Source organism: Ereboglobus luteus, assembly GCF_003096195.1.
GTDB classification, from domain to species: domain Bacteria; phylum Verrucomicrobiota; class Verrucomicrobiia; order Opitutales; family Opitutaceae; genus Ereboglobus; species Ereboglobus luteus.
This window is the reverse complement of sequence record NZ_CP023004.1, coordinates 1575310-1598806: the sequence shown is the minus strand read 5'-3', so window position 1 is coordinate 1598806 and position 23497 is coordinate 1575310. Positions and strand designations below refer to the sequence as shown.

Here is a 23497-nt window from a genome sequence, read left to right as displayed (position 1 = left end):
AAGGAGATTTATTCTTTGGGCGCCATCAACGGCAGGGTGGCTGGCAGACTGTCGCTAACGCTCGAAATGGCATGAGATCACTCTTGCGGATAGATGAGCACGCGGTCGTGAACGACGAGGATAATTGATTTTTTTCCGTTGCCGGTGATGTCGGCAATCACGGTTTCGCGCGGCTCGAGCTGTGTGCCGCGTCGGCCCTGGTAGTGCTGGTCGATTTCGAAAACCTTGAAGTGCATGATGCTATCCCAGCGCATGCCGTCGTCGTTGCGACGCAGGATTTCGAGAAGGTTTTTCGCGGGATCGACGCAAATGATTTCGGGCCGGCCGTCGCCAACAAGGTCGCCGGCGATGACGTCGGCATAACTGATATTGGGGAGGTCGGTGGTGTGCGTGGAAAGTGTCGCGACGGCAAGGTCGCGCCGTCCCAGCGGAAGCCACCAGAAACGGTCGCGTCCGAAAATAAACGCCTCGTTGGTGGCGGGAAGAACCTCGGCTCCCGTGACCTCGATTTTTCCGGCGGGGACCGTATCCACTATTTGATACAACCCGCTTTCGTCGGAGCGCAGGATTTGAAATTGCTCGGATTTGCGATCGTAGAGAACCACTGTGATCCTGGATTTTGACCCCTGGGTTTTGGATTGGGACACCGTCGCGCCAAGGCCGGGTTTTTGCCAGTCGGAGGCGGTGACAGGCGAGGGCGAGTCGGGAATGGCAAGGACTGCGGCGACCTCGGTGTTGGGATCGCGGGCATTGAATTGCTCGATGACTTGAAGGCCGCCGGAGGCGTCGAGCCGGAGTGCGCGGGCAAACCCGGAATGAGCGGTGACTAGCTCGTGTTTGCCGTCGCCGTCGATATCGCCAAGAGTGAGCGCGGAGGATTCGAGTTTGTCCACAAGGCTGCGGCGGAACCCGGAGTCGGCGCTGGCCTCGGTGAATTCGAGACCGTCTCCCTGCACGTAGAGGCGCATGGCGTCGAGCGGAGTGAATACGGCGATGTCGAGCTTGCCGTCCTGGTTGGCGTCGAGGAGGCGGAGCGCGCGCGGGTCGGTCTTGAGGTTGGTGATCGGGATGGTGTGCTCGAGTTTGGCTGTGTCGCCGTCGCGCGACCAGAGTTCGATGGAACGCTTGCCTTTGTGTTCAAGAAGAACGGCCAGAAGTTTTTGCCCAAGGCCGTCGAAATCACCGTAAGCAACGTCGAGGGGGCGCCCGGTGACGGGAAGCGGCTTGGGATACTCGAAGCGCCCGTCAATGTAGCGGGAAACGCCGACGGCCTGTTCCTTGGGACTGCCGATGAAGAGCACGTCGCGGCCTTCGTCATACCAATCGCCCGCGGCAAGGGCGCGCGCGTCGGAAAACACGGGTGATTTTTTTGCCGTGGTGAAACCGCCGTCGGGTTGGCGCGCATAGAGATAAATTTGCGCGGCATCGGGATCGGAAACGACGATGTCGGGACCGGGAAAACGCGAGGCTGATTTTGAGGGAAGCGAGGAGCGGGGCTTGGGCTCGGCGGTGAAATTGCCGATGGCGTAGGCGGCGGGGGTTTTTGCACCGGGACGGGGGCTGAAGATGCGGGGGTTGATGGAAGGAAGCGGCGTGGTGCCAGGCTGGAACCCGACGCTCCCGGAAGAGGCATCGCCGGGCTTGAGGGTGAATTCCTCCAGCTGGCCGGTGCCGTCTTGCGCAAAGGCAAAGATGGCGTGGCGGCCGGTTTTGGCGTCGGCTTGTTGCAGGATTTGCAGCGTGCAGCGGGAGTGTTTGATCTCGTAGGAAAGCTCGGGGCCGAACTGGCGAGACGGAGTTTGAAGGCGGACGCGAACTGTCTGGCGCGCGCCGTTGCAGAGGTAAACAAGGTCCGCAAGCCCGTCGCCATCGACATCGCAAATTTCGAGGCCGTAGCAGTTGTTGTCGGGAAGCGTGTAGCGCTCGGGCGCGGCGAGGATGCCGCCATCCGTTTGATAAAAAACGGCGAGTTCGTTTTTGCCGAGCATGGCGAGATCGGCGCGGCCGTCGCCGTCGAGGTCGGCGATTTTGAGCGAGCCAACAAGCTGGTTGGGCGCGGGAGCCTCGGGGATTTTTTTCTCAACCCACGAGCCATCGGTTTGCTGGAGGCGGAGCGTGAGCGCCTGGGGCGAGCCGGTGTAAACGAGGTCGGGAAGCTTGTCGCCGTTGAGGTCGCCGGCGCAGAGGTCGAACATGACGACACCGGTGGTGATGGTGGCCTTGCGGAAGCGGGCGTCCTCGACAACGGGCTCCCAGCGATTGGGACTGAGCGAGGCGGGAACGCGGGGAGGCGGCTCGCCGGGCTTGAGCTGGTAAAGGAGTTCGATGGTGGAGCGGTCATTGTTCGCGACGGCGATGTCGGGCAGGCCGTCGCCGTTGAGGTCGGCGACTTGAAGCGAGCGCGTGCCCCAGTCGAGTTTCACAACCTCGGGCCCGGTGAGCGCGAGCGGCGCGGACGCGCCGTTCGCGAATGATGGGGAGTGAAGGGCTACAAGTGAAAAGAGGAGAAGTGTGATGCGGAGGCGCGGGATCATTTTAATTGCGTGTGATTTTTGTCCTGAAGTAGGTGCCGTCGTTTTTGCGATAGAAATAGTTGTAAACTTGGTAGTCTTTCAGGGAGTCAAAGGAAGGACTTGGCAGGCGGGGGGCCGGTGTGTTTGCGCGCCCGGCGTCGGCGGGCCGGGTTTCGATGGCCGCGCGCTGCACGGCGGTGCCCGCGGGGACAAACCAAAGGCGGGCCATGTCGCGCAGGGAATAACGGGAAATGCCGCAGAGATTTCCGGGCATGGTGTCCGCCATTTCAACGAACCGGGGATCCGTCCAAACCGATGCGCTTTGACCGGCCCAGCAACGCACGGCTTGATCGATGCCGCCCGTGCCGCCGGCCGCCAAAAAATAGTTGCGGACAATCGCATACTCGAACCTCGAGCCGGGATAGTTGGTCCCGTTGGATACACTGCGAATGGTGATATCGCCGAGCTGGCGCGTTTTTTCAGGGAGGCCGCCGGCCGCGATAAGTTTTCCGAGGGCGGCGGTGAAGGCTTCCGGCTTTTTCAATGGAAAGGCGAGGAACATGCTGGTTTCCTTGCTGTTTTTCGCGGGCGGAAACATGCCCGTGATCATGCAGCCGTCGATGTTGACCAGCAAATCGTTTTCCAGATTAACGCCCATGTTTTGATTGAGGTTGTTGATTTGCGCATCAATCAGCGCGCCGACAAAAGGGGCGATTTGCTGGACGGATGCCTTTACCGTGGCGAAGGTGCCGGCGGCGTCGAAGTTGGATATGGAGACGCTGGAAAGAGTTTGGGGAAGGAAGGGCGGACGGGGAAGCGAACCGGCTTTGGGCGCGAGCAGCCGCAGCAAACCGTGGGGATTGTCGTGGGTGCAGGCTCCCGCGATTTGCATTTCATTGTTATCGAGAATAACCCCGAAAAAGGCGTCGCCGAATGCGTCGATGCCGAGCGCCGATTCGATGGCGTCCATGCTGACCATGGCGCTTTCCGGGTTCTTAGCGAGTTGTTCGCTCGCAGCTTTTTTGACGGTGGCGAAAAGCGACTTGATATTGGCGGCGTATGCGATCTGGGCCATGCCAATCGTGCCCATCATGCGGCTGTGCCGCGCCGACATGGCGAACGAGATGGTTTTGCCGATCCGTTTGACCCGGTCGATGGAGGCGCAAAGGTGCTCGCGGTTGCCGGAGGCGATCAGAGTGCTGTCAAGGACGGCCCAGTATATCGTGAGGCTTTCGCCGCCGGAAGGTTGCGGCACAACTTCGATGTTGATCGGCAGACCGAAATAATCCTCGACGCGGCGTTCCCATTTCCCTTCGGCCAGCATCATGGAAATTTGCTTTTCGGTTTCGCGAGCCCCGGTCCCGAGATCCAGCGCGACAATCAGGGATCCCAATAGTGTTTCGGGTGATGTGAAGTTGATGTCCGCAAGGGCGACAATGGCGTTGGGCGCGAGTTTCGAGACCTGTTTTATAATGGCGGTGATTTCATCCATGCCGCCGGCGTCGGGGGGAAGCGGTGCGATGCCGCGCAGCGCGTTCATTTGGTCGTTGAACTGGCTGAGTTCGGGATCGTTGATCAGGGCGGCGATCGGAGTTTTTTCCCAGAGGCGGAGGATTTCCGGGATGTCGCGCAGCATGATGATGACCGGCGCGTTTTCATCCGGGACTTCGGCGAGGTTGGCGGCGCGGACCGGCGCGGAGGCCAGGCAGGCGGCCGCGCCAAACGCCAGCGCGCACAGGGCGAACCGGAGGGAACTGGGGATTATTGATGTCATGTCGAAGATTTTCGGGCATTCAGGCGCGCGTTCGCCTCCGGGCTGCCGCCGTGCTTTTGGGCCGCGGATTACTTTTTATAAAACATCTTTGACGTGAAGTAGAGTCCGTCGGATTCGGAGGTCATCCAGCCGTAACTGTTACCGAAATGTTTTTCAAAAAACTCGACACTGGGTGTGGCGGAGGAATCCACGTATTCGCTCAACTGCGGCAGGGCCGCGAAGGCGTCGCAAAGCAGGCGGAAGGTGAAGGCGGTGTTTTGCACGCTGAAGGAGACCGTGTCGGCGGGCGCGGCGGCGAAGTTTTCGCGCACGTCGTTTCGCTCGGCGAGGGGCGCGGTGGTGCCGTTGGCTAGGTTTTGCACAAGGAACTCAACAATCGTGGGCGAGCCGATTCCGACGACGAGCTGGTTTCGCGCAATTGTGTAGCTGACTTGCTTGGCGCCCGTGTTGATCGTGGTGATTGTGTTGCCGAGGTATTCGCGCTGGACGAGCATGGGGTGATTCTCAAGGCCGGAGGAGCGCTTGAGGGTTTCGATCGCATTCTGGAATGTGCGCGCGTCCTTGAGCGAGATCACATAGAGGACGCCGATTTTTTCGCTGAAGCCGGTGTCGTTGGCCGTCACGCCGGCGGGGAGAATGTTGGCGCTCACGATTTGCTCGCCGAGGGTTTCAATGAGGTCGCGCTTGATGTCGATGCCGAGGCCTTGCTTGGCGCTCTCGAGCTGGCCCTGAATCATCATCGAGACGCCGGGGTTGATGGCCTCGAGGAGTTGCTCGAGCGCGGTGAACGCCTGCGGGATGCTGTAGTTGACAACATTGACCGTCGGCCAGTCGGCGGAGGCGTATTCGGGAATTTTCACGGAGCCGTCGCCGAATGTGAGCAGGCTCAGGAGGCCGCGGCGTTCGGTGTAAGTGATGGCGCCGCTCGCGGTGACGTTGTCGGTGCCGTAATTGGCCCCGAAATAAATATCCTTGAGCGCATTGAAGCCGAGGGCGGACGCGAGGGTTGTGTAATCAATATAAGCGGCGTCGCGACCGCCGGAGGCCGCCTTTTTAGCAAAGGCATCGTTGATCGCGGGGTAGATCGCCTGGAAGTTCACCGCATACATGACTTGCGCGTCGCCGGTTCTCTGCCGCATGCGCAGGTAGCGCTCGGATTTGCCGAAGGCGTTTTCCGCGCCGCCGTTTTTAATGGCCTCGATGGTCGAGATGATCGCGGCCTTCGAGGGGCTGAGCAGGAATGTCTTGTCGACAATGGCCCAGGCGGTGTTTTCGGCGCCGTCGGCTTTGCCGGTGTTTTTGATGATGTTGATGGTGACGCCCGCGTAGTCCTCGGAGTCTGTTGTGCGCGACGCGCTTTTTTCGGAAACAAGCGTGGCAATGAGTTTTTCGACCCTGGCTTTGTTGTCGCCGATTTCCGCGGCGATGATCAGGGGCATGTCTTCACTGGAAACCTTGTCGATGTTTGCGGGCATGCTTTTGAGCGCGATGAGATAGTCGCCCTGAACAAGGCCCAAAAGCTCCTCAATCGTGAGGCCGGTTTTGGCTTTCACTTTTTCATCCCATTCCTCGCTTTTCAATTTGGCGTGGAGCGGCGCGAGAAAGCGCTTGATTTGATTGTCGTTCCACATTTCGAGCCACGGACCGTCCTTGTAGGATTTCACTATTTTAGGGGCGTCGTGCGCGATCATGACAATGGCCGCGTCCTCGCCCACAAGGTTGATGAGCGGCGTGGATGCGACCGCCGTCACGCGGAAGGCGGAGAGAACAAAACCGCAGGCGACGAGAAGGACGATGCGGAAGGCGGAGGTGGATGTTTTTTTCATGCGGTTTGGATTTGGAATGGTGCTCACTGTTCAGAGTTGGCGGTGCCGCTGGTCTTGAGGATGCGCGGGGGCTCCAGGTAGCGATAGCCGGAGTTGGGGTTGCGGGCGTCGAAGGCGTAGGCGTCGCGGTTGCGGAGGAAGTTTTTGAGGACGGCGGCGGGAATCGAGAAGCCGAGCCCCTCGACACCGGTGATCATGGGTTTCATGTTGTTCACGCCAACCACTTCGCCTTGGAGGTTGAAGAGCGGGCCGCCGGAATTGCCGGGATTAATTTGCGTGGTGGTCTGGATGTAGAGCTGGCCGCCGAGGGGGCGGTTGCGGCTGCTGACGATGCCCTGCGAGACGGTGCGGTCGAGTCCGAGCGGGCTGCCGATGGCGAAGACAGTCTGGCCTTCATTGAGGGTGTTGGAATCGCCGAGGGGAAGCGTGGGGAGCGTCACGGCGGCGGGGAGGTCCTCTATTTTGAGAAGGGCGAGGTCGAGTCGCGGGTCGAGCGCGACGATGCGGATTTTATGATAAACGACTTTTTCGAGTTCATTGCGTCCGCTGCGGAAGAGTGTGACGGAGATATTGTATTCGCCGGCGATGACGTGCTGGTTGGTGACAATGTAGCCGGCGGGATCGATGATGAAGCCGGAGCCGAGCCCCGTGGGCGTGCGGATTTGCACAACAGCTTCGCCGACACGGGAGACGTTTTCCTTGACGGTGAGGGCGGGTTGGTTGGGCGCGGTGCGGAAGAGCGCGGAGTCGCCGGTTTCCGTTTCGGTGTTGTCCGAAAAATCGTCCGCGGCCTCGGTGGTGACGCTGTCAATGTCGTCCCGGGGAATCGCAACAACATCAAATCCAAGATCGACGATGACCCGGTCCGCGCGCTCGGCAATGATGTCACCCTGGATGGCGGAGCCGTTCTTGAGCCTGACACGCCCGAGGGAAAAGGCTGACGAGCGCGGCTGCGCAACGTCCGCGACGCGAGGCGCGGGCGCCGGCTCCGACGGGGCGCCCTCCGGCCCAACGGGAGCACAAACACTGAAAGGCTGAAGCGCCGAAATGGCGAGCGTTGCGAGGATGAGCGCGGGAAGTTTTCGGAACGTCATAATGATCGGTCGGGCCCGGCCGCCAAATTGATCGGACAGACCGGGCGTGTTGTTATTTTGCTGGTGAAATCCCCTCGGGCGCGTGAGCGCGCGCTTCGCGGCGCGCGGCCCAGAGCTGGCGGGCTTCGCGGATGGTGTAAGCGAGCATTTCCGGCGTGAGCGCCTGCTTGGGATCGTCGCCAATGCCCTTGCTGGGCGAGATGTGCGATTCGATGCAAAGCCCGTCGGCCCCGTAGGCGACGGCGGCAAGCGCGCAGGCGGGCACATAGGCGGCCTTGCCGACGGAATGCGAGGGATCGACCACGACGGGCGCCCAGGTTTTTTCCTTGAGCAGGGGCGTGATGGATTCGTCGGGATGATTGCGGTAGCCGTCAATGGCGGGCGAGGTGCCGCGCGGGCAAAGCAGGATGTTGGGGTTGCCAAAGGCGGCGATATACTCGGCGGCGGAAATAAACTCGTTGAGCGGGCCCATGTGGATGGAGCGCTTGAGGAGCACGACGGTCGAGGGGCGGCTGGCAACGGCGCCGCCGATGGCGCGGAGAAGCGAATAGTTGAGGGCGTTGCGCGCTCCGACTTGGAGCATGTGCACGCCGGCCTCAATGGCCAGATGGAGCTGGTGTTCATCCATCACCTCGGCATCGACGGGAAGCCCGGTGCGACGGTGCGCCTCCATGAGGATGTCGAGCGACTTGTTGTCGCCTTGGAACGAATAGGGATTGGTGCGCGGTTTCCAAACGCCGCCGCGGATGGAGTTGGCGCCGGCTTCCTTCACGGCGTGGGCGGTTTCGTAAAAGTAATTCGGGTTCTTGGGATCGATGGTGCACTGGCCCGCGATGACGAGCAGATCCTCGCCGATGGTGAGGTTGCCGATTTTGATCTTGTTGCCCGAAAGCGAGGAGCGCCGGTCCATGAGCTTGTAGGGCGACTGCATCTTGTCCACGCGCTCAATGTAGGGAAGCCCCTCGAGGCGGTTGGTCATGAGCTCGTCGCGCTCATCCCCCACGATGGCATAAATATTGCGCACGGCTCCTATGATGGGCTGAATGCGGCAGCCAAAGGGCTCGACGATTGCGGATATCTCGGCGAGTTGTTCGGGCGACAGACGTGCGGGTTTCGGAATAATCATGGTTGTAAAATAAATGTGCAGCGTAGGCGGGCGGGGCGCGTGCGTAAAGCTGGAGTTGCGATTAATGGGCAAAAAGGTTCAATCGGGCGCAATCCAACAAACAAACCCGCTTTTCCCATTTCCCATGAGCCTGACTCCCGCCGAATTTGCCGCCACACTCGATTCCACCAACCTTCGCCTCGACGCCACCGAGGCCGACATCGAGGCGCTTTGCCGAGAGGCCGTCGAGGGCGGGTTTGCCTGCGTGATGATTTACCCGACAAGCGTGCCGCTCGCGGCGCGCGTGCTCGCGGGCTCCAAAATGCGAATCGGCACGGTGGTCGGTTTTCCGAGCGGACGCTTCACCACGGCCGCAAAGGAGGCCGAAATCAACGCGATGGCGCGGGCGGGCGCGCACGAGGTGGACATTGTGATGGACTACGCGGCATTGCGCGCGGGCCGCGGCCCGGACGTGCTGGCGGAGCTGGTCGAGCTGACGCGCGTCGCGCATGGCAACGGACAATTAATCAAGGTGATCACGGAAAACTGCTTCCTCACGGAAACACAAATGCTTGAGGCGCTGAAAATGTGCGAGGATGCCGGCGCGGATTTTATCAAAACATCCACTGGGTTCGGCTCCGCGGGTGCGAAACGCGAACAGATCGAACTGTGGGCAAAAAACCGACGCGACCTGAACGGCTGGCGAATCAAATTGAAGGCGGCGGGCGGCATCAAAACGCTAACGGACGCCCTCGCCCTGATCGAAGCGGGCGCGTCACGACTCGGCACCTCAAACGCGGGCGCGCTGCTCACCGAGTTCAAGGGCGGCGCGGCGGCAAAGGCGCCGGGCGCGTATTGATCGTGAACGCCACGGGCATGGCTTCGGCGGAAAAAGACGAGGGCTCGGGCAACACACACGCGCGCGGCCTCGGAATTTTTGCGCGCGCGATGTGCGTATCCATTTTGTTGATACACGCCGGCTGTCCGCGCGCGCCGGCTCCGGCTGCGACTGCCGCGGGCGGCCAATTCACATCGGCGGAGATCGTGCGCGCCGGCAAACTCGCCAACCCGAAAATCAACGAGGCAAGCGGGCTGGCGGCGTCGCGAAAAACAAACGGCGTGCTCTGGACGCACAACGACAGCGGCAACGATCCCGTGCTCTATGCGATCGGAACCGACGGCCGTTTTCTCGGCTCAGTCTGGCTCGCGGGCGCGGACAACATCGACTGGGAGGACATGGCCTCGTTCACAATCGGCGGACGCGCCTATCTGCTCGTGGCCGACACGGGTGACAACAACGCGAGGCGAAAAAACTGCAGCCTCTACGTGATCGAGGAACCGGACATCGCGCAACTTTCCCCGGCAAAAGAACTCGTGGTGCAAGTGGCGTGGAACGTGCCGATCTTGTATCCCGACAAACCGCACGACTGCGAGGCGGTGGCGGTCGATCCGGGCGCAAAAGGCGACGGAAGCGACGGAAAAATCTACCTGCTGACAAAACGCGAAACACCGAACCGCCTGTTCTCCGTGCCGCTAAAACCGGAGGCCGCAGGCGTGCCGCAAATTGCGTGGGAGTTGGGAAAAATCGCCCTGTTGCCCCAAACATCGTCCGTGCAAAACCTGCTGCCCGTGCCGACGGGACGCTTCCGCGGACAACCGACCGGAATGGATTTTTCGCCCGACGGACGCTCGGCGGTCGTGCTGACCTACGGCAACGTGCTTTTATATGCGCGACGCGAAGGCGAAAGTTGGTTCTCCGCGCTCGTGCGCAACCCGCTCGTGCTGCCCCCGCACAAACTCGGCCAGGCCGAGGCCGCGTGTTTTTCGAGCGACGGAAAAACCATCTTCGTAACCGAGGAGAACAAAAACGCGGCGCTTCTTCGGTATGATTTAAAATAAGCTGGCCGAGAAACCAGTAACCGGCCACCGCGACCGCGCTATTCACCCTCCGTCGCGACGAACCCCGAGCGCCCGTCGATCTCTGCCATGACGATGTCGCGCACGGGAATTGTCCCGCGGGTTTTGAGCAACTCGCGCGCGCAATCGTCGAGGCGGACAAACTCCACGCCCGCCTCGCGGCAGGCCTCGAGCAGCGCGCGAAAAAGCGGCGCCTTCATCATGCCCTCGATCTCGGCGTGCAGCGTGAACACATTCAACGCATCCTCGCGCAACAGGCTCATGTAGTGCGCCACGATCTTGTCGTCGGGAAACTCGGGACGCCCCAGCAATTCGTCGAACGTCGGCAGCGTGCTCGGGATTTCGAGCGTGTTAAAAACGCGCCCGTCGATGCGCGGAAAAAACGGCGCGCGTCCACGCGTGTCGCTTGAGTAAAGCAAGTCCGCCTCGTCGTAAACTTGGCGCGCGTTCACGCACGTCTGCCAGCCCGGCGCGCCCGCGGTGAGCGCGCGTGTGCCGAAGACGCGCTCGTATTCGGAGCGCGCGGCACCGAACTCCGCGCGCACCTTTTCGAGCGGCATGGTGCGCACGTAATCCTGCCAGCGAAAATGGTCGTTGCAATGGATGCCCGTCTCGAACCCCGCCTCGCGCACCGCGCGCATGACGCCCGCGTGTTTGCGCCCGATGTGCGGCGCGGGCAGCAACGTGCCGTTGAGCAGCGTCCGCACGCCATACATGCTCACAACGGACGTGCGGCTGACCTTCTTAAAAAAACCCGGGCGAAACACGCGCCTGATCGCCTTGCCCGTATTGTCCGGCCCGAGCGAAAACAAAAAACACGCCGACGCTTCAAACTCGCGCAGCAGCGCAACCAGCGCCGGCACGCCGACACGCGTCCCGCGTTCCGTATCAACATCAATTTTCAGGGCGAGTTTGGGCATGCGAAATTTTATGACGCGACTCTGTAGAGCCACATTTCCAACTCAATTTTGCGCGCCGAGGTCGTGGTCTTTTTGGGCGAGGTGGTAGTCGAGGGTCAGGCGAATCGCCGTGGCGAGGTCGGTTTTGGGCTCCCAGCCGAGGGCTTCCTTCGCGGCATTGATCGAGGGAACGCGCGTCTGGATGTCCTGATAATGTTTGCCGAAATATTCGCCGGATGAAACCACTTCGATTTTTGCATGATCGGCGTGCTCGCGCCAGGCGGGGTATTCGCGGAAGATTTCGATCACGATTTTTGCAAGGTCGGCGACACTGACGTTGTTGGCCGGGTTGCCGATGTTGAAAATGCGGCGCGAGGCGGCTCCGTTTTTGTTTTCAATGATGCGCATCAGGCAATCCACACCGTCGTCGATGTAGGTGAACGAGCGGCTTTGCGCGCCGCCATCGACGAGCTGGAGCGGCTTCTTGAAAATCACGTTGCTGATGAACTGCGTGAAAAGGCGCGAGCTACCCTCCTTCGCTTCGAAAACGTTGTCGAGTTTCGGGCCGATCCAGTTGAAGGGGCGGAAAAGCGTGTAGTCGAGGTTTTCGTGGATGCCGTAGGCGTAGATGACGCGGTCGAGGAGTTGTTTCGAGCAGGCGTAGATCCAGCGCTGCTTGTCGATGGGGCCGTAAACGGGGTTCGTGGTCGTTTCGTCGAGCACGGCGTCGGGGCTCATGCCGTAAACTTCGGAGGTCGAGGGGAAGAGGACGCGCTTTTTGTATTTAACACATTTGCGCACAATCTCGAGGTTGGCCTCGAAATCGAGTTCGAACACGCGCAACGGCGCGAGCACGTATTGCTTCGGGTTCGCGATGGCGACGAGCGGGATGACGACGTCGCATTTTTTCACGTGATACTCGATCCACTCGCGGTTGATGGTGATGTCGCCCTCGACAAATTTAAAGCGCGGGTTGCCGAGGCTGCCGATGAGTTTGTTGTCACCGATGTCCATGCCGTAAACCTCCCAGTCTTTTTGCTGGAGGATCGCGGCGGTGAGGCAGCTTCCGATAAATCCGTTGGCACCGAGGATGAGGACTTTGAGTGGCATGATGGGAAAGTAAGAATTAGAAATTAGGAATTAGAAAGTAAGGCAAGGGCGCGGGGCGGGGCGAGCTTGTTATAAGATTTGTCCGATTTGCAACGGGGCCGCGGCTGCGCCCCGCCATTCGGTGCGGGTGAGCTCGAGCGCGCCGTCGGCGGCGGCGACGACGAGCGGGGAGAGTGAGAGGATTTCGCCGGGCGCGGCGCGGCGCGGCGCGGCGATTTGTTCGGCCCACCAGACCATGAGGCGGGGAGAAGTTTTCGAATCCGCAGGCTGGTCGCCCGCGTCACGAACATCTGTGAACGCGCCGGGGTAGGGATCGGTGACGGCGCGGATTAGGTTGAAGATTTGCGCGCTTGTATCCGTCCATTGGATACGTCCGTCCTCGGGTTTTCGTCCGCCGAAATAGGTCGCTTGCGATTCGTCCTGCGGCGTGGCTTGGGCGGTGCCTGCGAGGAGCGCGTCGATTTGGCGGGAGAGAATGGCGCGCGCGCAAGGGAGGACTTTGCGAAAGGCCTGCTCGGCGGTATCACGCGGGCCGATATCCACGCCTTGCTGGTCAACGATGTCGCCCGCATCGGCGCGCCCGACCATTTTGTGAAGCGTCATGCCAATGCGCGGCTCGCCATTGAGAACGGCCCAGTTGATAGGGGCGCGTCCGCGATATTTGGGAAGGAGCGAGCCGTGCATGTTGAACGCGCCGAGGCGCGGAAGCGCGAGGATGCGTTCGCCGACCATATTGCGATAATAAACGGAGAGGATCAGGTCGGGCCGGATTTCGTCGCGTATGCGCGCGAGCCATTCGGGGTGTTTATGGAAGCGGGAGCAAAAACGGGAATGGTCGATTTGTGTTCGCGAACGGCAACAGCCGGGGTTTTGAACCAGATTTTTTCGTCCGGATTGTCTTCGTGCGTGACGAGTGCGACGACGTTGTCGCCCCGGGAAAGCAAGAGCGAGAGGCTCTCGTAGCCGACTTCGCTATAACCGAGGAAGAGAATGCGAGGCTTCATGGGAGAAATTTCAGATTCCAGTGATCAGATGCCAACGAAATTCCAATTATCAATGCATGCATTAGATTACTCCATGTTTCTCAAGATGGCGGCGAATATCAGTGTGAGTTCGCGTGCTTCTTGGCGCAGAATCTGTCGTTGGTTTTCAAGTGGTGCATTATTGTCGCCCACATGAACAAGCCGCAGCCAAAGGCCGGACTCCTTGGCCTCCTTTCGGCATATTTTGAAATGCAGCAGCTTGTCTCTCCCTCCAAGCGATTCATTGGCCTCGATATAATTTGCAGCCACCGAACCCGACGCTCTCACGAGTTGTTTGACATCCTCGATGTTGGAAACCGTGCGCGGCAACGCCCTCACAAATGTCCTGACCGCAACCGCAAATTTCTCCGTGCGTTCTTCAAGGTTTTCACTCATGTGGCATAGAGGGTTTGGTATTTGGATTTTGGAATTTTATTGGAATTTGATCACTGGAATTTGGAATTTCCTCCTTCATGCGTCAGATTATTCTCCAGCACCCGATTCACCTGATACCTCGTCCGCCCCCTCACCACTTGATACGTCCTTCCCACGTATTCGCCGATGATTCCGATGCCGACCATGCAGACGCTGACGAGGAAGAATAAAATTCCGAAAAGGGTGAACAGGCCCTCGGCCTCGGCGCCGAGAAAGATGCGGCGGAAGGCGAGCACACAGACGAGCAGGAGGCTGCCCGCCGAGCACGCCATCGCGAGCATGGTGAACAGTTGAAGAGGAACCGTCGTGAACGCCGTGATAAGGTCGAAGTTCAAACGGATGAGTTTTCCGAGCGAATAATTCGACACGCCGGCGTGCCGTTCCTCGTGCGCGACGGGCACCTCGGTCGGATTTTTGGCGAGCGTGTAGGCGAGCGCGGGGAGGAATGTGTTGATCGCCCCGCTGCGCACGATGCCCTCGACAACGGCGCGGCTGTAGGCGCGCAACATGCAGCCTTGATCGGTCATCTCAATGCTCGTCGAGCTGCGGCGCACAAAGTTCACGAACATCGAGGCGTAGCGGCGGAAAATACTGTCCTGCCGGTTCTGGCGCACGCCGCCGACACAATCGTAGCCGGCGTCGGTTTTCTCCAAAAGTTTCGGGATTTCCTCGGGCGGGTTTTGCAGGTCGGCGTCAAGCGTAACGACCACGTTGCCGCGCACGCGTTCGAACGCCGCCATGATCGCCATGTGCTGGCCGTAGTTGCCGTTGAAGTCGATCACGCGCGTGACATCGGGACGCGCGTTGAACTGCTCGGTGAGCAGCTCGATGGACGCATCCACGCTGCCGTCGTTGGTGAAAACGACTTCGTAGCTGCGTCCGAGCGCGTCGAGCACGGGATAAAGCCGTTGAAACAAAAGCGGCAGGTTGCCCTGTTCGTTGTAAACAGGAATGACGATGGAGACATCGAGGGACGGCGGCGCAAAGGGCGTTTGGGTGAGGGAGGCGGAGGAATTAGTGCTCATAATTTTTAACCGCTAATGGACGCGAATGAACGCGAATAAATGCCAATGAAAGACTGAATGAATAACCGCAAAAAGGCGCAAAACCAAACAATCCTTTTTCTCTTGGTGCCTCTTGTGCCTTTTGGCGGCTATTCATGACTTGAAAATTTTCGCGTCTATTCGCGTCCATTAGCGGTTTATTTTTTCTGCAAAATTTCTCCCAACGTCGCGACCACGCGCCCGACATCATCGGCGGTCATCGCGGGGAACAGCGGGAGCGTGAGGATCGTGCGGCCGATGCGTTCGGCGTTGGGGAAATCGCCGGGCTTCCAGCCGAGATTGCGATAGAGCGTGAAGAGGTGGATGGGCGGGTAATGGACTCCCGTTCCGATATTCGCGGCACGCATTTTCTCCATCACTTGCGCGCGCGTGAGACAGCCGGGACCCTCGGGGAGCACCACTTGAAACATGTGCCAGTTGCTGTTCTCAAAATCGGCGGGCGGCAGGCCGAGGTTGAGGGCGCGCGCGGCGGGGGCGTCGAGGAGCTTGAAATAGTGTTGCGCAAGGGCGCGGCGTTTTGCGTTGAACTCGTCGAGGCGGCGGAGCTGGCCAAGGCCGACGCGGGCGGCGACATCGGTGAGGTTGAATTTGCCGCCGAGCACTTCGGCATCCATCCCGTCGAAGCCGGTGCGGACGACGCCTTGCAGCCGGTATTGCTCGGCGAGCGCGGCCTCGCGTTCGTCGTTGAGGACGAGGCAGCCGCCCTCGATGGAGGTTATATTTTTGTTGGGATGAAAACTGAAGGAGGCAAAATCGCGGCTCGCAGCTTTCGTGCCGATGAGGTTGCCGCGCCATTTGGAGCCGGCCGCTTGCGCTGCGTCCTCGACGACGCGGAGATTGTGTTTTTGCGCGATGGCGTGAAGGCGGTCGCGGTCAACGGGCAGGCCGGCGAGATCAACGGGGATGATCGCCTTGGTGCGCGGCGTGATGGCGGCCTCGATTTTTTCAAGGTCGATGTTGCGCGTGACCGGGTCGATGTCCATGAAGACGGGGCTCGCGCCGGTTTCGAGCACGACGTTGCTTGTGGCGATCCACGAAAGCGGCGTGGTGATAACCTCGTCGCCCTCCCCCACCCCCGCGATGCGCAGCGCGATTTCCATGGTGCAGGTGCCGGAGTTGAAGGCGCGCACGGGGCGTCCGCCGAAAAGTTGCGAAAGCGTGGCCTCGAAAGCCTTCACTTGCGGGCCCGAGGTGATCCAGCCGGAGCGAAGCACGTCGGCGACGCCGGCGATGGTTTCCTCGTCGATGTCGGGACGCGTGAAAGGAAGAAACGGCTTTGTGTCGTCGGTCGGGCTCATGCGTGATATGGGGCGCACGCAAGGTGCGCCCCTGCGGAGGCGTTTGCGTGGATGTTTTGTGTTTGGGAAAACATGGGCGCGTTGATTATTGTGCGTCGGGCTTGTTTACAAGGAGCAGGTAGCGCGAGGTTTCGCCGACCACGGTGTGCGGCAGCGAGGAGAAATAGCGATCGGCGGCGCGTTTTCGCACAATGGCGTAGGCGCGCGAATCGAAGGCGAGCCAGCGGCGCGTGAACTCGGCCTTGTCGATGAAGCGCGAGTCGGTCTTCTCCGGCTCGGCGCGCACGCCGAACTCGAGCTCGCCCAAATAATCGACGACGGAGATTTCGCGCCCGATGTAGGGCGCGACGTCCTGAATGTATTCACCGACTGAATACACGGTGTCGCCCGGCGCGAGGCGGCGGGCGAGTTCGAGTGACAGCGGTTTTGAGGAGCGCGTGTCGAGTTCGTCGCCGAGGTGGTTGCCCGACGCGAGCCAGAGCGCGAAACCGGCGGTCATCACGACCAGGGCGCCGCGCATTTTTCCGCAGCGCAGGCACCAGGCGAGCGCGGCGGCGCTGCCGAGGAAGATCACGGCAAACCAGATGGACTCGCCGATGATGAGTTTGGTGGCCGCGGCGTGTTTCTCCGGCACGGACCAGACAAGGGGCCAGAACGCGAGCGCGAGACCGAGCAGCGCGGAAAGGATCGCGTAGGTGGCGAGGCCGGCGCGCAATCCCGGCGCCTTGCGCGCGCGCCACGCGTCGGCAAGCCATTTGCCGATAAGCACCGCGATGGCGGGAAATATCGGCAGGATGTAGGGCGGGAGTTTCGACTGTGATTTCGAGAAGAAGAGAAAAATCACCACGGCCCACACGATGAAGAACCACTCGTCGGCGCGCTCGTTGCGAATCGCGCGCCAGCCGCCGCGCACGTTTACGCGAAGCGTCTGGAACGCAAAGACGGTCCACGGAAAAATGCCGACGAGCAGCACGGGCGCGAAATACCACCACGGTTGGTAACGCTCGTGCACGGTTGTTGTGAAACGCGTCCAGTGCTCGTGGATGAAATAGAATTGCGCGAAGTCAGAGTTGGCGCGCGCGGCGAGCACGTGCCACGGCGCGGCGATGGCGAGCAGCATAAGCGCGCCGGTGAACGGATGGCAGGGGCGCAGGCGTTTCCATTGGTTGAACACGAGCAGCCACACAAACGCGACGGTGCACGGCAGGAGAAATCCGATGAGGCCTTTCGAGAGGACGGCGAGCGCCATGCTCGCGTAGAACGCCCAGAAGAGCCAGCGGCGCCCGGGACCGGCGGGCGCTCGTATGCCGAACAAAAACGCGAAAAGCGCGGTCGCGACAAAAACCGACACGGGCATGTCGAGAATCACAACGCGGCTGAGCGTGTAGTAGAGCAGCATCGTCGCGAGCACGACGGCGGCCCACCAGCCCGCGGCGCGTCCGAAAAGCCCGCGCGCGGCGGCATACGTGGCGAGACAGCCGAGCGTCGCAAAAATGGCGACCCACGCGCGCGCCGTCCATTCGTTGACGCCGGCAACCTCGATGGTGAGCGCGATGAGCCAGTAGAGCAGCGGCGGTTTCTCGAAATACTTAACGCCGTTGAGGCGCGGAGTCACGTAGTCGTTGGTCGCGGCCATCTCGCGCGGGATTTCCGTGTAGCGCCCCTCGTCGGGATTGCTGAGCGGCCGCGAGCCGAGAAAAAGGCCGAACCACACCACGAGAATAAGCGCGAGCCATGTCAAATCACGACGCCACGAGGTGGAGTCGGTATTTTGGGGGTTGGAGAGTCCCGAATTCTGTTCAGCCGCGATCATCGTGCGATGAAAAGCTGAATAGAGCGGGGTTTGGGCATTCAGGGCGAGAATGTTTTGATGGATAAGCGCATCTATATTTTTGAACGCACCTACGGTCCGGGCGCCAGGAGCGCAAACGGCCACCACGGAAGGTTGCGCGCGATCATGAAAACAACAACGACAACAAGCACGACACGCGCCAGGCCGGTTCGCACCGGCAGCGGCGGAAGATTGCGCCGAAGGGCGCGCCAGAGTGAACGTGCCGTCCATATCGCGAGGAACGGCGCGACGACAACAACAAGGATATTGTGCCCGCACGCGGCGCGCAGATTTCCGTGGACAAGATCATGGACCACGCGCGCCGATCCGCATCCCGGACAAAGCAAACCCGTCGTTGCGCGCAACGGACATGGCGGATACCAAGCCCGCGGCGAGGGGCCGGCATAATAAGTCCACGCAAAGCCGGAAATCAAAACAACCAGCGCCACCGCGGCAAACACACGCGGTTGCCGAATGGCGCGGGACAAATTTCCAAGCGCGGTCAAAACTGGCGGCCTTGTGTTTTCACACTCAAGATTGCGACGCGGGCAAACCTCAAACTGGCGGGCGCAATTACTGCGCCAGCGCGCCCGCGAAGCTCATCGCAAAAATAATGACGCTGGCCACAAGGCCGAGAACCACCGACAGCCACATAAAGGTCTTCGATTTTTTCGCGGCATCCTCGGCGCCCGCATAATCGCCCTTGTTGTATTTTCCGTCCACCTGCGCCGCAAACACGATGGACACAATGCCCAATGGCACGCAGCACAAGAGCGTGACAATGATCGCGCCAATAAGATTGTTGCCGGGTTTGACCGGTTTGACATCGGGAGGCACCGTCATCATCGGCTCCGCAACTCCGGTGACAGGCGGGGGCGAGCCGGGGACGCTGACGTCGCCAACGGCAGGCGCCGCGGGTGCGCCGAAAATTTTAGAGGCGGGCTCCCACGTGGCCATGCCCTCAGTCCACACAAGATCGGTCGGGAGAATCGCCCCGGCGTTGTAGCGGGCGATTACTTCATCCTTGAGAAAAGTGCCAAGTTGCTGGTTGTTGCGGGCGATGTGATAGGTCATGGGGAGTTATGTGTGTGTGGTTCGTTTGTCGGGAAATGATGCCGGCAGGTTCGCGAAAAAACGGGCGTTTGGCAAGCGAGGTTGCGAGACAAAAGCATGATGCCCGGTCCCGCATGGCGATTCCAATGCCATTGCAAAAACACCGGGTCGAAACCCGGTGTTTTTGGATTAAATGTCGATGTCGCGTTTTTTGAGACTGGTGCGGAGTTCCTCCACGTTGGTGTCGAGTTTCGGGAGCACGGTTTCCTCGAGTTTTTTGATCGCCGCCTCCATGCGCTTGAGTCCGTTATCGGTGGAAATGCCGCTGCCGGCGATCTCGCCGTGGAGATAGGTGATGGTGCGCAGGAAGTCCGCGTTGGCCATGAGGAATTCGGACGGGGTTTCGAGGGTGTTGGACGAAAATTTCATGTTGTCCCAAACAAACGTCTGCAGCGCGAGCGCGCGCTTGCGGGATGCGAGCGAACCGTCCTTGCGAACCTTGGCGACGTAGTCTTTGACGACTTCGATGTTGCCGGCCATCTCGGTGCGGAGCGACATGCGCAGGTAAGCGTTGTTTTTGTCGGAGCGGATGTCGTCGAACGCGATGGCCTGCTTGAGACCCTGGGTGGCGGCGAGATACACGCCGAGGACGGTCGCAATGATGACGCATATCTGGCTGACCCAAAAGCTGGCTTTGCGCACTTCGGAGGTCTCGGGCTTGGGTTGGACGACGGGCAGGTTTTCGTTGTTATTCATGGATGGATTGTTGATGGTTTTTGTCGAAAAAGTGAGCGAAGTTTCACGAGATTTTCACCCTTTGCCAAGTCGCAAGGCAGTGGAAAAGGCGCCCGAGTTTCCATGAACATGCGATGACATTGAAGGTCCCCGAGGGGAACTCGCAATCAAGGCGCGCCCCTGCGATTGCAATCGAAATAAAAAACAGCCCGCGGTTTGGCGGGCTGTTTTTAAAAAGCGAAAAATCGTTTTTCGTTCAGGTGCGCTTCAAGCACGTCCGAGGTAGGTGCCGTCGGCGGTGTTTACGCGAATGACTTCGCCTTCCTTCACAAAGAGCGGCACTTGGATTGTGAGGCCGGTTTCGAGCTTGGCGGGCTTTTGCACGTTGCTCGCGGTGTCGCCCTTGATGCCCTCGGCGCTTTCGATGACCTTGAGCGCGACGGCTGAGGGGAGATCGACGTTGAGCGGTTTTTCATCAACGAAGAGAATGTCGACCTTGCCGCCGGGGGCGAGGTAGTTGACCACGTCGCCGAGCTGCTGCGTGTTGAGCTCGATCTGCTCGTAGGTCTCGGGATCCATGAACGCGTAGGTGTCGCGGTCGGCGTAGCTGAACTCGAGCGTGCGCTTGTCGGTCTGGAGGACCTCGATGGTGTCGGTCGATGCGAAGCGCTGGTCGAGCGCCTTTCCGTAGCGGAGGTTGCGCATCTTGATCTGGACGAACGCGCGCAAATTGCCCGGCGTGCGGTGTTGTGTTTCCATGACGAGGTGCGGCTCGCCATTGTATTTGATAACTTGTCCTTTGCGAATGTCGTTTGCTGCGGGCATGTGCTGATTACGTTTGAGGGATGTGTGTTTTCCGAGTGTTAAAAGGTTGATTGGTTATGCGTTCGCAGGCGGGAGTGTCAAGGATTGGCATGCGGGCAAACCTGGGCGCGCGGGAGAGAACGCCGGGCCGGGCCCGGCGATCTCGAAATGAGCCCGGATCACAGGTGAAACACTTTTCCGCCGGCGAGCACTTCCTGGCGCGCGGCGTCGAAGGTCACTTTTTCGCCGGTGCGGGCGGCGGCGTTGGCCATGATCGTGGCGATGGAATGCTGGTAGCCGGCCTCGACGGGCGCGTTCGGCTCCTTGCGCGAGCGCAGGCATTCCATCCAGTTGCGCATGTGCGCGAGCACCATGTTGTCCACGCCGGTGTTTGCGTCGGTCGCGGCGGGGCCGTCGCCTTTCAACGACGCGGGCTTGAGCCGGTTCGGCCGCATCTTCATGCGCGTGGCGTATTTCTCGGTCAGTCCGCCTTTCGGCGAAACTTCGTTTGTGTCGAGGTTCAGCTCGCCGCCGTTGGAATAATAAACCTCCTTCACGCCGCCCGCCGAGTTGCTGAAACGCGAAGTGTAGACGACTTGGAATCCCCTCGTCGGGTCGTCGAGCGGGCCGTAATCGAAGACGGATGTCATCGTGTCGAAATTGGTGCGCCCGTCCTTCCACATGTAGATGCCGCCGTTGGCGCTCACGCTGCGCGGATGCGGCAGTCCGGTGAACCAGTGCACGGTGTCGATCTGGTGGCACATCCACTGTCCGGGAATGCCCGACGAATACGGCCAGAACAGGCGATACTCGACATACTTTCTCGGATCCCAGGCGACGCGCGGACGGTTCATGAGAAAACGCTTCCAGTCCACATCGCCCTCCTTGAGTCCCGCGACGAGATCGGGGCGGCGCCAGCGGCCGGGCTGGTTCACGTTCCAGCTCATCTCTGCAAAAACGATGTCACCAAACTGGCCCGACTTTATGTAGTCATGCGCGGCGTGGTAGCTGCGTCCGCTGCGCCGTTGCGAGCCGATCTGCACGATCTGCTTGCTGGCGCGCACGGCCTTGAGCGCGGCGCGATTGTCCGCCATCGTTTCGGCGAAGGGTTTCTCGACATACGCGTCGCACCCGGCTTTTACCGCCTCGATGCAATGCAGCGCGTGTTGAAAATCCGCCGTGGCGATGATGACCGCGTCGAGGCCGGCCTTTTCATACATCTCCTCGTTGTTGCGATAAACGGCGATGTCCTGGCTGTATTTGTTTTTGAAATACGCAACGGCTTCGTCGCGGCGGCGGTTCCAGATGTCGGAAACGGCGACGATCTCGCAATTCAGTTCGCCCGCCAGTCGTTGGAACGCGGGGATGAGCGTGTCGCGCGACCGGTCGGCAAACCCGACCAGGCCCACGCGAATCCGGTCGTTCGCGCCGCGCGCGCGCGCGAACAGGCGCGGCGACAAACTGCCTGCCCCGACGGCAAGCCCTGCGAGTGAGAGACTTTGTATAAACGTGCGACGATTCATCTAAGAGTGAAGGGTGAAGGTGATGGGTGAATAAACGTGAAACAGGCGAGGATTGGTTGTTCGTCACAATTCGCGGAGCTTGATGCTGCGGAAGCGCACTTCGTCGCCGTGATCCTGCAACAAAATGCGCCCGCTCTTCGCGAGGCCGAAGCCCTCGTGCTTGTTGTATTTGCTCCGTTCGACAAGCGCCATGAAGAGCGGCGAGCCGCGCGTGTATTCGACGACCTTGATGCCGTTCAGCCAGTGCTCCACCGTGCCGTCGGCGCGCGAGATGATGCGCGCGTGCTGCCATTCGCCGAGGCGCGGCTTGACGCCGAGGCTGCCCGGCATCCGGTTGATCGGGATCAAGTCGTAAAGCGAGCCGAGCTGGCGGTTGCCCGCGGCGCCGAGTTTCGCGTCGGGATGATTCGCGTCGTCGAGCAACTGGAACTCCAGCCCGATGGCGGAGCCCTTGGTCACGTATTTCTCGGTCACGTAATATTTGATGCCGCTATTCGCGCCCTTGGTGAGCTTGAATTCCAGCGCAACCTCGAACGCCGCGTATTCCGCCTCGGTCACGATGTCGCCGCCGTTCTGCGACTCCCTGCCGTCGGATTTCTGGACAACCAGCTCGCCGTTTTCGATGCGCCAGCCTTTTTCGGGAAACGCCTTCTTGCCCGCGCCGCGCCAGCCCGCGGTCGTCCTGCCGTCCCAGAGAAGCTTCCAGCCCTGCGCGCGCTCGGCGCCGGCAAGGTTGTTGACGATTGTGTTGCGGATGAAAAGCGAGTCCGCCGGCGAGGGCTTGAGGTCGGTGGTTTGAATGCGGATGTTGCGCCAGAACACGCGACGACCCGCCTCCTCGGGCTTCTTCTTCGAGATCGAGTGGATTTGCAGCGCGATGAATCCGCGCGCGTTCATGTCGTCAATCACATGCGCGACCGGCTCGCCGTTGATCCAAGTGCGAATCGACGGGCCGATGGCCTCGATGCGAACGCGGTTCCACTGGTTGAGCTTGTAGAGATCGCGCGCGGCGGGATTCATCGAGCCGGTGTAAAACCAGCCGCGCCGCGCCTCGTCGTAGATGCCGCCCGTCCACGCGCGCGGCGTCGGGTCGATTTCCATTTGGTAGCCGTGCACGCGCCCGTCGGAGGCGCGGCATTCGCTGCGAAACTGGATGCCGCTGTTGCTCGGCGCATCCTGCATCACCTCGAGTTCGAGAATGAAGTCGCCGTAAAGCTTTTCGGTCGCGAGGAAACTGTTCGGCGAACCCGGCACCGTCGTGCCCACGATCGCGCCGTCAACCACCGTGTAGGGCGCGGTGCCGTTGACCTGCTTCCAGCCGGACAAATCCCTGCCGTTAAAAAGCGGCTCCCATGGACCCGCTGAAAGCGCGAGCGGCGCGATGACCGCCAGTGCAAAAACAAACGCATGAACGCCTCGGAGTGTTTTTTTCATAGTATGAAAGGGTAGCTGAAAAATGATGTGTTAAAAAAACAGACCTCAAACTGAGCACGC

General features: G+C 60.4%; 22 protein-coding genes. 2 read left to right on the top strand and 20 right to left on the bottom strand.

Translation table 11 applies throughout. The features are described from left to right. Positions 1-77 precede the first annotated feature (77 nt). The 5 genes from CKA38_RS05885 to CKA38_RS05865 all read right to left on the bottom strand — a co-directional run bounded on the left by CKA38_RS05885 (position 78) and on the right by CKA38_RS05865 (position 8333). A complete protein-coding gene (locus tag CKA38_RS05885; protein WP_108824658.1) occupies positions 78-2534 on the bottom strand; it encodes an FG-GAP repeat domain-containing protein in 2457 nt (818 codons plus the stop codon). A 1-nt stretch (position 2535) separates the two neighbouring features. After that, positions 2536-4287, bottom strand: coding sequence for a hypothetical protein (locus CKA38_RS05880; protein ID WP_108824657.1), 1752 nt, complete (start codon positions 4285-4287; stop codon positions 2536-2538). Between the two features lie 68 nt (positions 4288-4355). Next, positions 4356-6113 carry a hypothetical protein gene (locus CKA38_RS05875; RefSeq protein WP_108824656.1) on the bottom strand — a complete coding sequence of 586 codons (1758 nt, stop codon included), beginning with the start codon at positions 6111-6113 and terminating at the stop codon, positions 4356-4358. A 23-nt stretch (positions 6114-6136) separates the two neighbouring features. Continuing rightward, positions 6137-7207: a S1C family serine protease gene (locus tag CKA38_RS16730; RefSeq protein WP_108824655.1), complete on the bottom strand. Its 1071-nt coding sequence runs from the start codon at positions 7205-7207 to the stop codon at positions 6137-6139. A gap of 52 nt (positions 7208-7259) precedes the next feature. Continuing rightward, entirely contained in the window at positions 7260-8333 is a 1074-nt protein-coding gene (locus tag CKA38_RS05865; RefSeq protein WP_108824654.1) for a 3-deoxy-D-arabino-heptulosonate 7-phosphate synthase, read from the bottom strand. A gap of 124 nt (positions 8334-8457) precedes the next feature. Here CKA38_RS05865 and deoC point away from each other — a divergent pair, with 124 nt between their 5' ends. Together deoC and CKA38_RS05855 are read left to right on the top strand one after the other, a co-directional pair. Beyond that, on the top strand, positions 8458-9171 hold the full coding sequence (deoC, locus tag CKA38_RS05860) for a deoxyribose-phosphate aldolase (RefSeq protein WP_161554759.1): 714 nt from the start codon (positions 8458-8460) through the stop codon (positions 9169-9171). A gap of 2 nt (positions 9172-9173) precedes the next feature. Further along, positions 9174-10211 (top strand): SdiA-regulated/phytase-like domain-containing protein, encoded by a 1038-nt coding sequence (locus CKA38_RS05855; RefSeq protein ID WP_108824652.1) that lies wholly within the window; start codon positions 9174-9176, stop codon positions 10209-10211. A gap of 38 nt (positions 10212-10249) precedes the next feature. Here the strand turns inward: CKA38_RS05855 and CKA38_RS05850 are convergent, their stop codons facing one another. The 15 genes from CKA38_RS05850 to CKA38_RS05790 all read right to left on the bottom strand — a co-directional run bounded on the left by CKA38_RS05850 (position 10250) and on the right by CKA38_RS05790 (position 23437). Continuing rightward, positions 10250-11149 carry a polysaccharide deacetylase family protein gene (locus CKA38_RS05850; protein WP_108824651.1) on the bottom strand — a complete coding sequence of 300 codons (900 nt, stop codon included), beginning with the start codon at positions 11147-11149 and terminating at the stop codon, positions 10250-10252. Between the two features lie 42 nt (positions 11150-11191). Next, positions 11192-12238, bottom strand: coding sequence for a bifunctional UDP-4-keto-pentose/UDP-xylose synthase (locus CKA38_RS05845; RefSeq protein ID WP_108824650.1), 1047 nt, complete (start codon positions 12236-12238; stop codon positions 11192-11194). A gap of 69 nt (positions 12239-12307) precedes the next feature. Next, positions 12308-13021: a formyltransferase family protein gene (locus CKA38_RS05840; RefSeq protein ID WP_236919263.1), complete on the bottom strand. Its 714-nt coding sequence runs from the start codon at positions 13019-13021 to the stop codon at positions 12308-12310. Then, on the bottom strand, positions 12994-13242 hold the full coding sequence (locus CKA38_RS16330) for a formyl transferase (protein WP_236919181.1): 249 nt from the start codon (positions 13240-13242) through the stop codon (positions 12994-12996). Before CKA38_RS16330 ends, CKA38_RS05840 begins: the two co-directional genes overlap by 28 nt. Before the next feature lie 66 nt (positions 13243-13308). After that, on the bottom strand, positions 13309-13656 hold the full coding sequence (locus CKA38_RS05835) for a four helix bundle protein (protein WP_108824649.1): 348 nt from the start codon (positions 13654-13656) through the stop codon (positions 13309-13311). 50 nt (positions 13657-13706) lie between these two features. Next, positions 13707-14720 carry a glycosyltransferase gene (locus tag CKA38_RS05830; RefSeq protein ID WP_108824648.1) on the bottom strand — a complete coding sequence of 338 codons (1014 nt, stop codon included), beginning with the start codon at positions 14718-14720 and terminating at the stop codon, positions 13707-13709. Continuing rightward, positions 14710-14856, bottom strand: coding sequence for a hypothetical protein (locus tag CKA38_RS15685; protein ID WP_161554758.1), 147 nt, complete (start codon positions 14854-14856; stop codon positions 14710-14712). The genes CKA38_RS05830 and CKA38_RS15685 overlap by 11 nt, the downstream gene beginning before the upstream one ends. A gap of 40 nt (positions 14857-14896) precedes the next feature. Beyond that, positions 14897-16057: a DegT/DnrJ/EryC1/StrS family aminotransferase gene (locus CKA38_RS05825; RefSeq protein ID WP_108824647.1), complete on the bottom strand. Its 1161-nt coding sequence runs from the start codon at positions 16055-16057 to the stop codon at positions 14897-14899. Between the two features lie 85 nt (positions 16058-16142). Then, positions 16143-17870: a glycosyltransferase family 39 protein gene (locus CKA38_RS05820; RefSeq protein WP_161554757.1), complete on the bottom strand. Its 1728-nt coding sequence runs from the start codon at positions 17868-17870 to the stop codon at positions 16143-16145. Between the two features lie 89 nt (positions 17871-17959). Beyond that, positions 17960-18337, bottom strand: a complete 378-nt coding sequence (locus CKA38_RS16325; RefSeq protein ID WP_257791577.1) for a DUF2752 domain-containing protein — start codon at positions 18335-18337, stop codon at positions 17960-17962. A gap of 124 nt (positions 18338-18461) precedes the next feature. After that, positions 18462-18962, bottom strand: a complete 501-nt coding sequence (locus CKA38_RS05810; RefSeq protein WP_108824645.1) for a CD225/dispanin family protein — start codon at positions 18960-18962, stop codon at positions 18462-18464. 168 nt (positions 18963-19130) lie between these two features. After that, positions 19131-19697, bottom strand: coding sequence for a hypothetical protein (locus tag CKA38_RS05805; protein WP_108824644.1), 567 nt, complete (start codon positions 19695-19697; stop codon positions 19131-19133). 246 nt (positions 19698-19943) lie between these two features. Further along, entirely contained in the window at positions 19944-20501 is a 558-nt protein-coding gene (gene efp / locus CKA38_RS05800; RefSeq protein ID WP_108824643.1) for an elongation factor P, read from the bottom strand. A 158-nt stretch (positions 20502-20659) separates the two neighbouring features. Next, positions 20660-22003, bottom strand: a complete 1344-nt coding sequence (locus CKA38_RS05795; protein WP_108824642.1) for a Gfo/Idh/MocA family protein — start codon at positions 22001-22003, stop codon at positions 20660-20662. 63 nt (positions 22004-22066) lie between these two features. Next, on the bottom strand, positions 22067-23437 hold the full coding sequence (locus tag CKA38_RS05790; protein WP_108824641.1) for a 3-keto-disaccharide hydrolase: 1371 nt from the start codon (positions 23435-23437) through the stop codon (positions 22067-22069). Between the last annotated feature and the right edge of the window lie 60 nt (positions 23438-23497).

Bases quoted from the DNA above. Each gene is read 5' to 3' on its own strand.
- CKA38_RS05885 (WP_108824658.1), bottom strand. From the start codon at position 2,534: ATGATCCCGCGCCTCCGCATCACACTTCTCCTCTTTTCACTTGTAGCC.
- CKA38_RS05880 (WP_108824657.1), bottom strand. From the start codon at position 4,287: ATGACATCAATAATCCCCAGTTCCCTCCGGTTCGCCCTGTGCGCGCTG.
- CKA38_RS05875 (WP_108824656.1), bottom strand. From the start codon at position 6,113: ATGAAAAAAACATCCACCTCCGCCTTCCGCATCGTCCTTCTCGTCGCC.
- CKA38_RS16730 (WP_108824655.1), bottom strand. From the start codon at position 7,207: ATGACGTTCCGAAAACTTCCCGCGCTCATCCTCGCAACGCTCGCCATT.
- CKA38_RS05865 (WP_108824654.1), bottom strand. From the start codon at position 8,333: ATGATTATTCCGAAACCCGCACGTCTGTCGCCCGAACAACTCGCCGAG.
- deoC (WP_161554759.1), top strand. From the start codon at position 8,458: ATGAGCCTGACTCCCGCCGAATTTGCCGCCACACTCGATTCCACCAAC.
- CKA38_RS05850 (WP_108824651.1), bottom strand. From the start codon at position 11,149: ATGCCCAAACTCGCCCTGAAAATTGATGTTGATACGGAACGCGGGACG.
- CKA38_RS05845 (WP_108824650.1), bottom strand. From the start codon at position 12,238: ATGCCACTCAAAGTCCTCATCCTCGGTGCCAACGGATTTATCGGAAGC.
- CKA38_RS16330 (WP_236919181.1), bottom strand. From the start codon at position 13,242: ATGAAGCCTCGCATTCTCTTCCTCGGTTATAGCGAAGTCGGCTACGAG.
- CKA38_RS05835 (WP_108824649.1), bottom strand. From the start codon at position 13,656: ATGAGTGAAAACCTTGAAGAACGCACGGAGAAATTTGCGGTTGCGGTC.
- CKA38_RS05830 (WP_108824648.1), bottom strand. From the start codon at position 14,720: ATGAGCACTAATTCCTCCGCCTCCCTCACCCAAACGCCCTTTGCGCCG.
- CKA38_RS15685 (WP_161554758.1), bottom strand. From the start codon at position 14,856: ATGAATAGCCGCCAAAAGGCACAAGAGGCACCAAGAGAAAAAGGATTG.
- CKA38_RS05825 (WP_108824647.1), bottom strand. From the start codon at position 16,057: ATGAGCCCGACCGACGACACAAAGCCGTTTCTTCCTTTCACGCGTCCC.
- CKA38_RS05820 (WP_161554757.1), bottom strand. From the start codon at position 17,870: ATGATCGCGGCTGAACAGAATTCGGGACTCTCCAACCCCCAAAATACC.
- CKA38_RS05810 (WP_108824645.1), bottom strand. From the start codon at position 18,962: ATGACCTATCACATCGCCCGCAACAACCAGCAACTTGGCACTTTTCTC.
- CKA38_RS05805 (WP_108824644.1), bottom strand. From the start codon at position 19,697: ATGAATAACAACGAAAACCTGCCCGTCGTCCAACCCAAGCCCGAGACC.
- efp (WP_108824643.1), bottom strand. From the start codon at position 20,501: ATGCCCGCAGCAAACGACATTCGCAAAGGACAAGTTATCAAATACAAT.
- CKA38_RS05795 (WP_108824642.1), bottom strand. From the start codon at position 22,003: ATGAATCGTCGCACGTTTATACAAAGTCTCTCACTCGCAGGGCTTGCC.
- CKA38_RS05790 (WP_108824641.1), bottom strand. From the start codon at position 23,437: ATGAAAAAAACACTCCGAGGCGTTCATGCGTTTGTTTTTGCACTGGCG.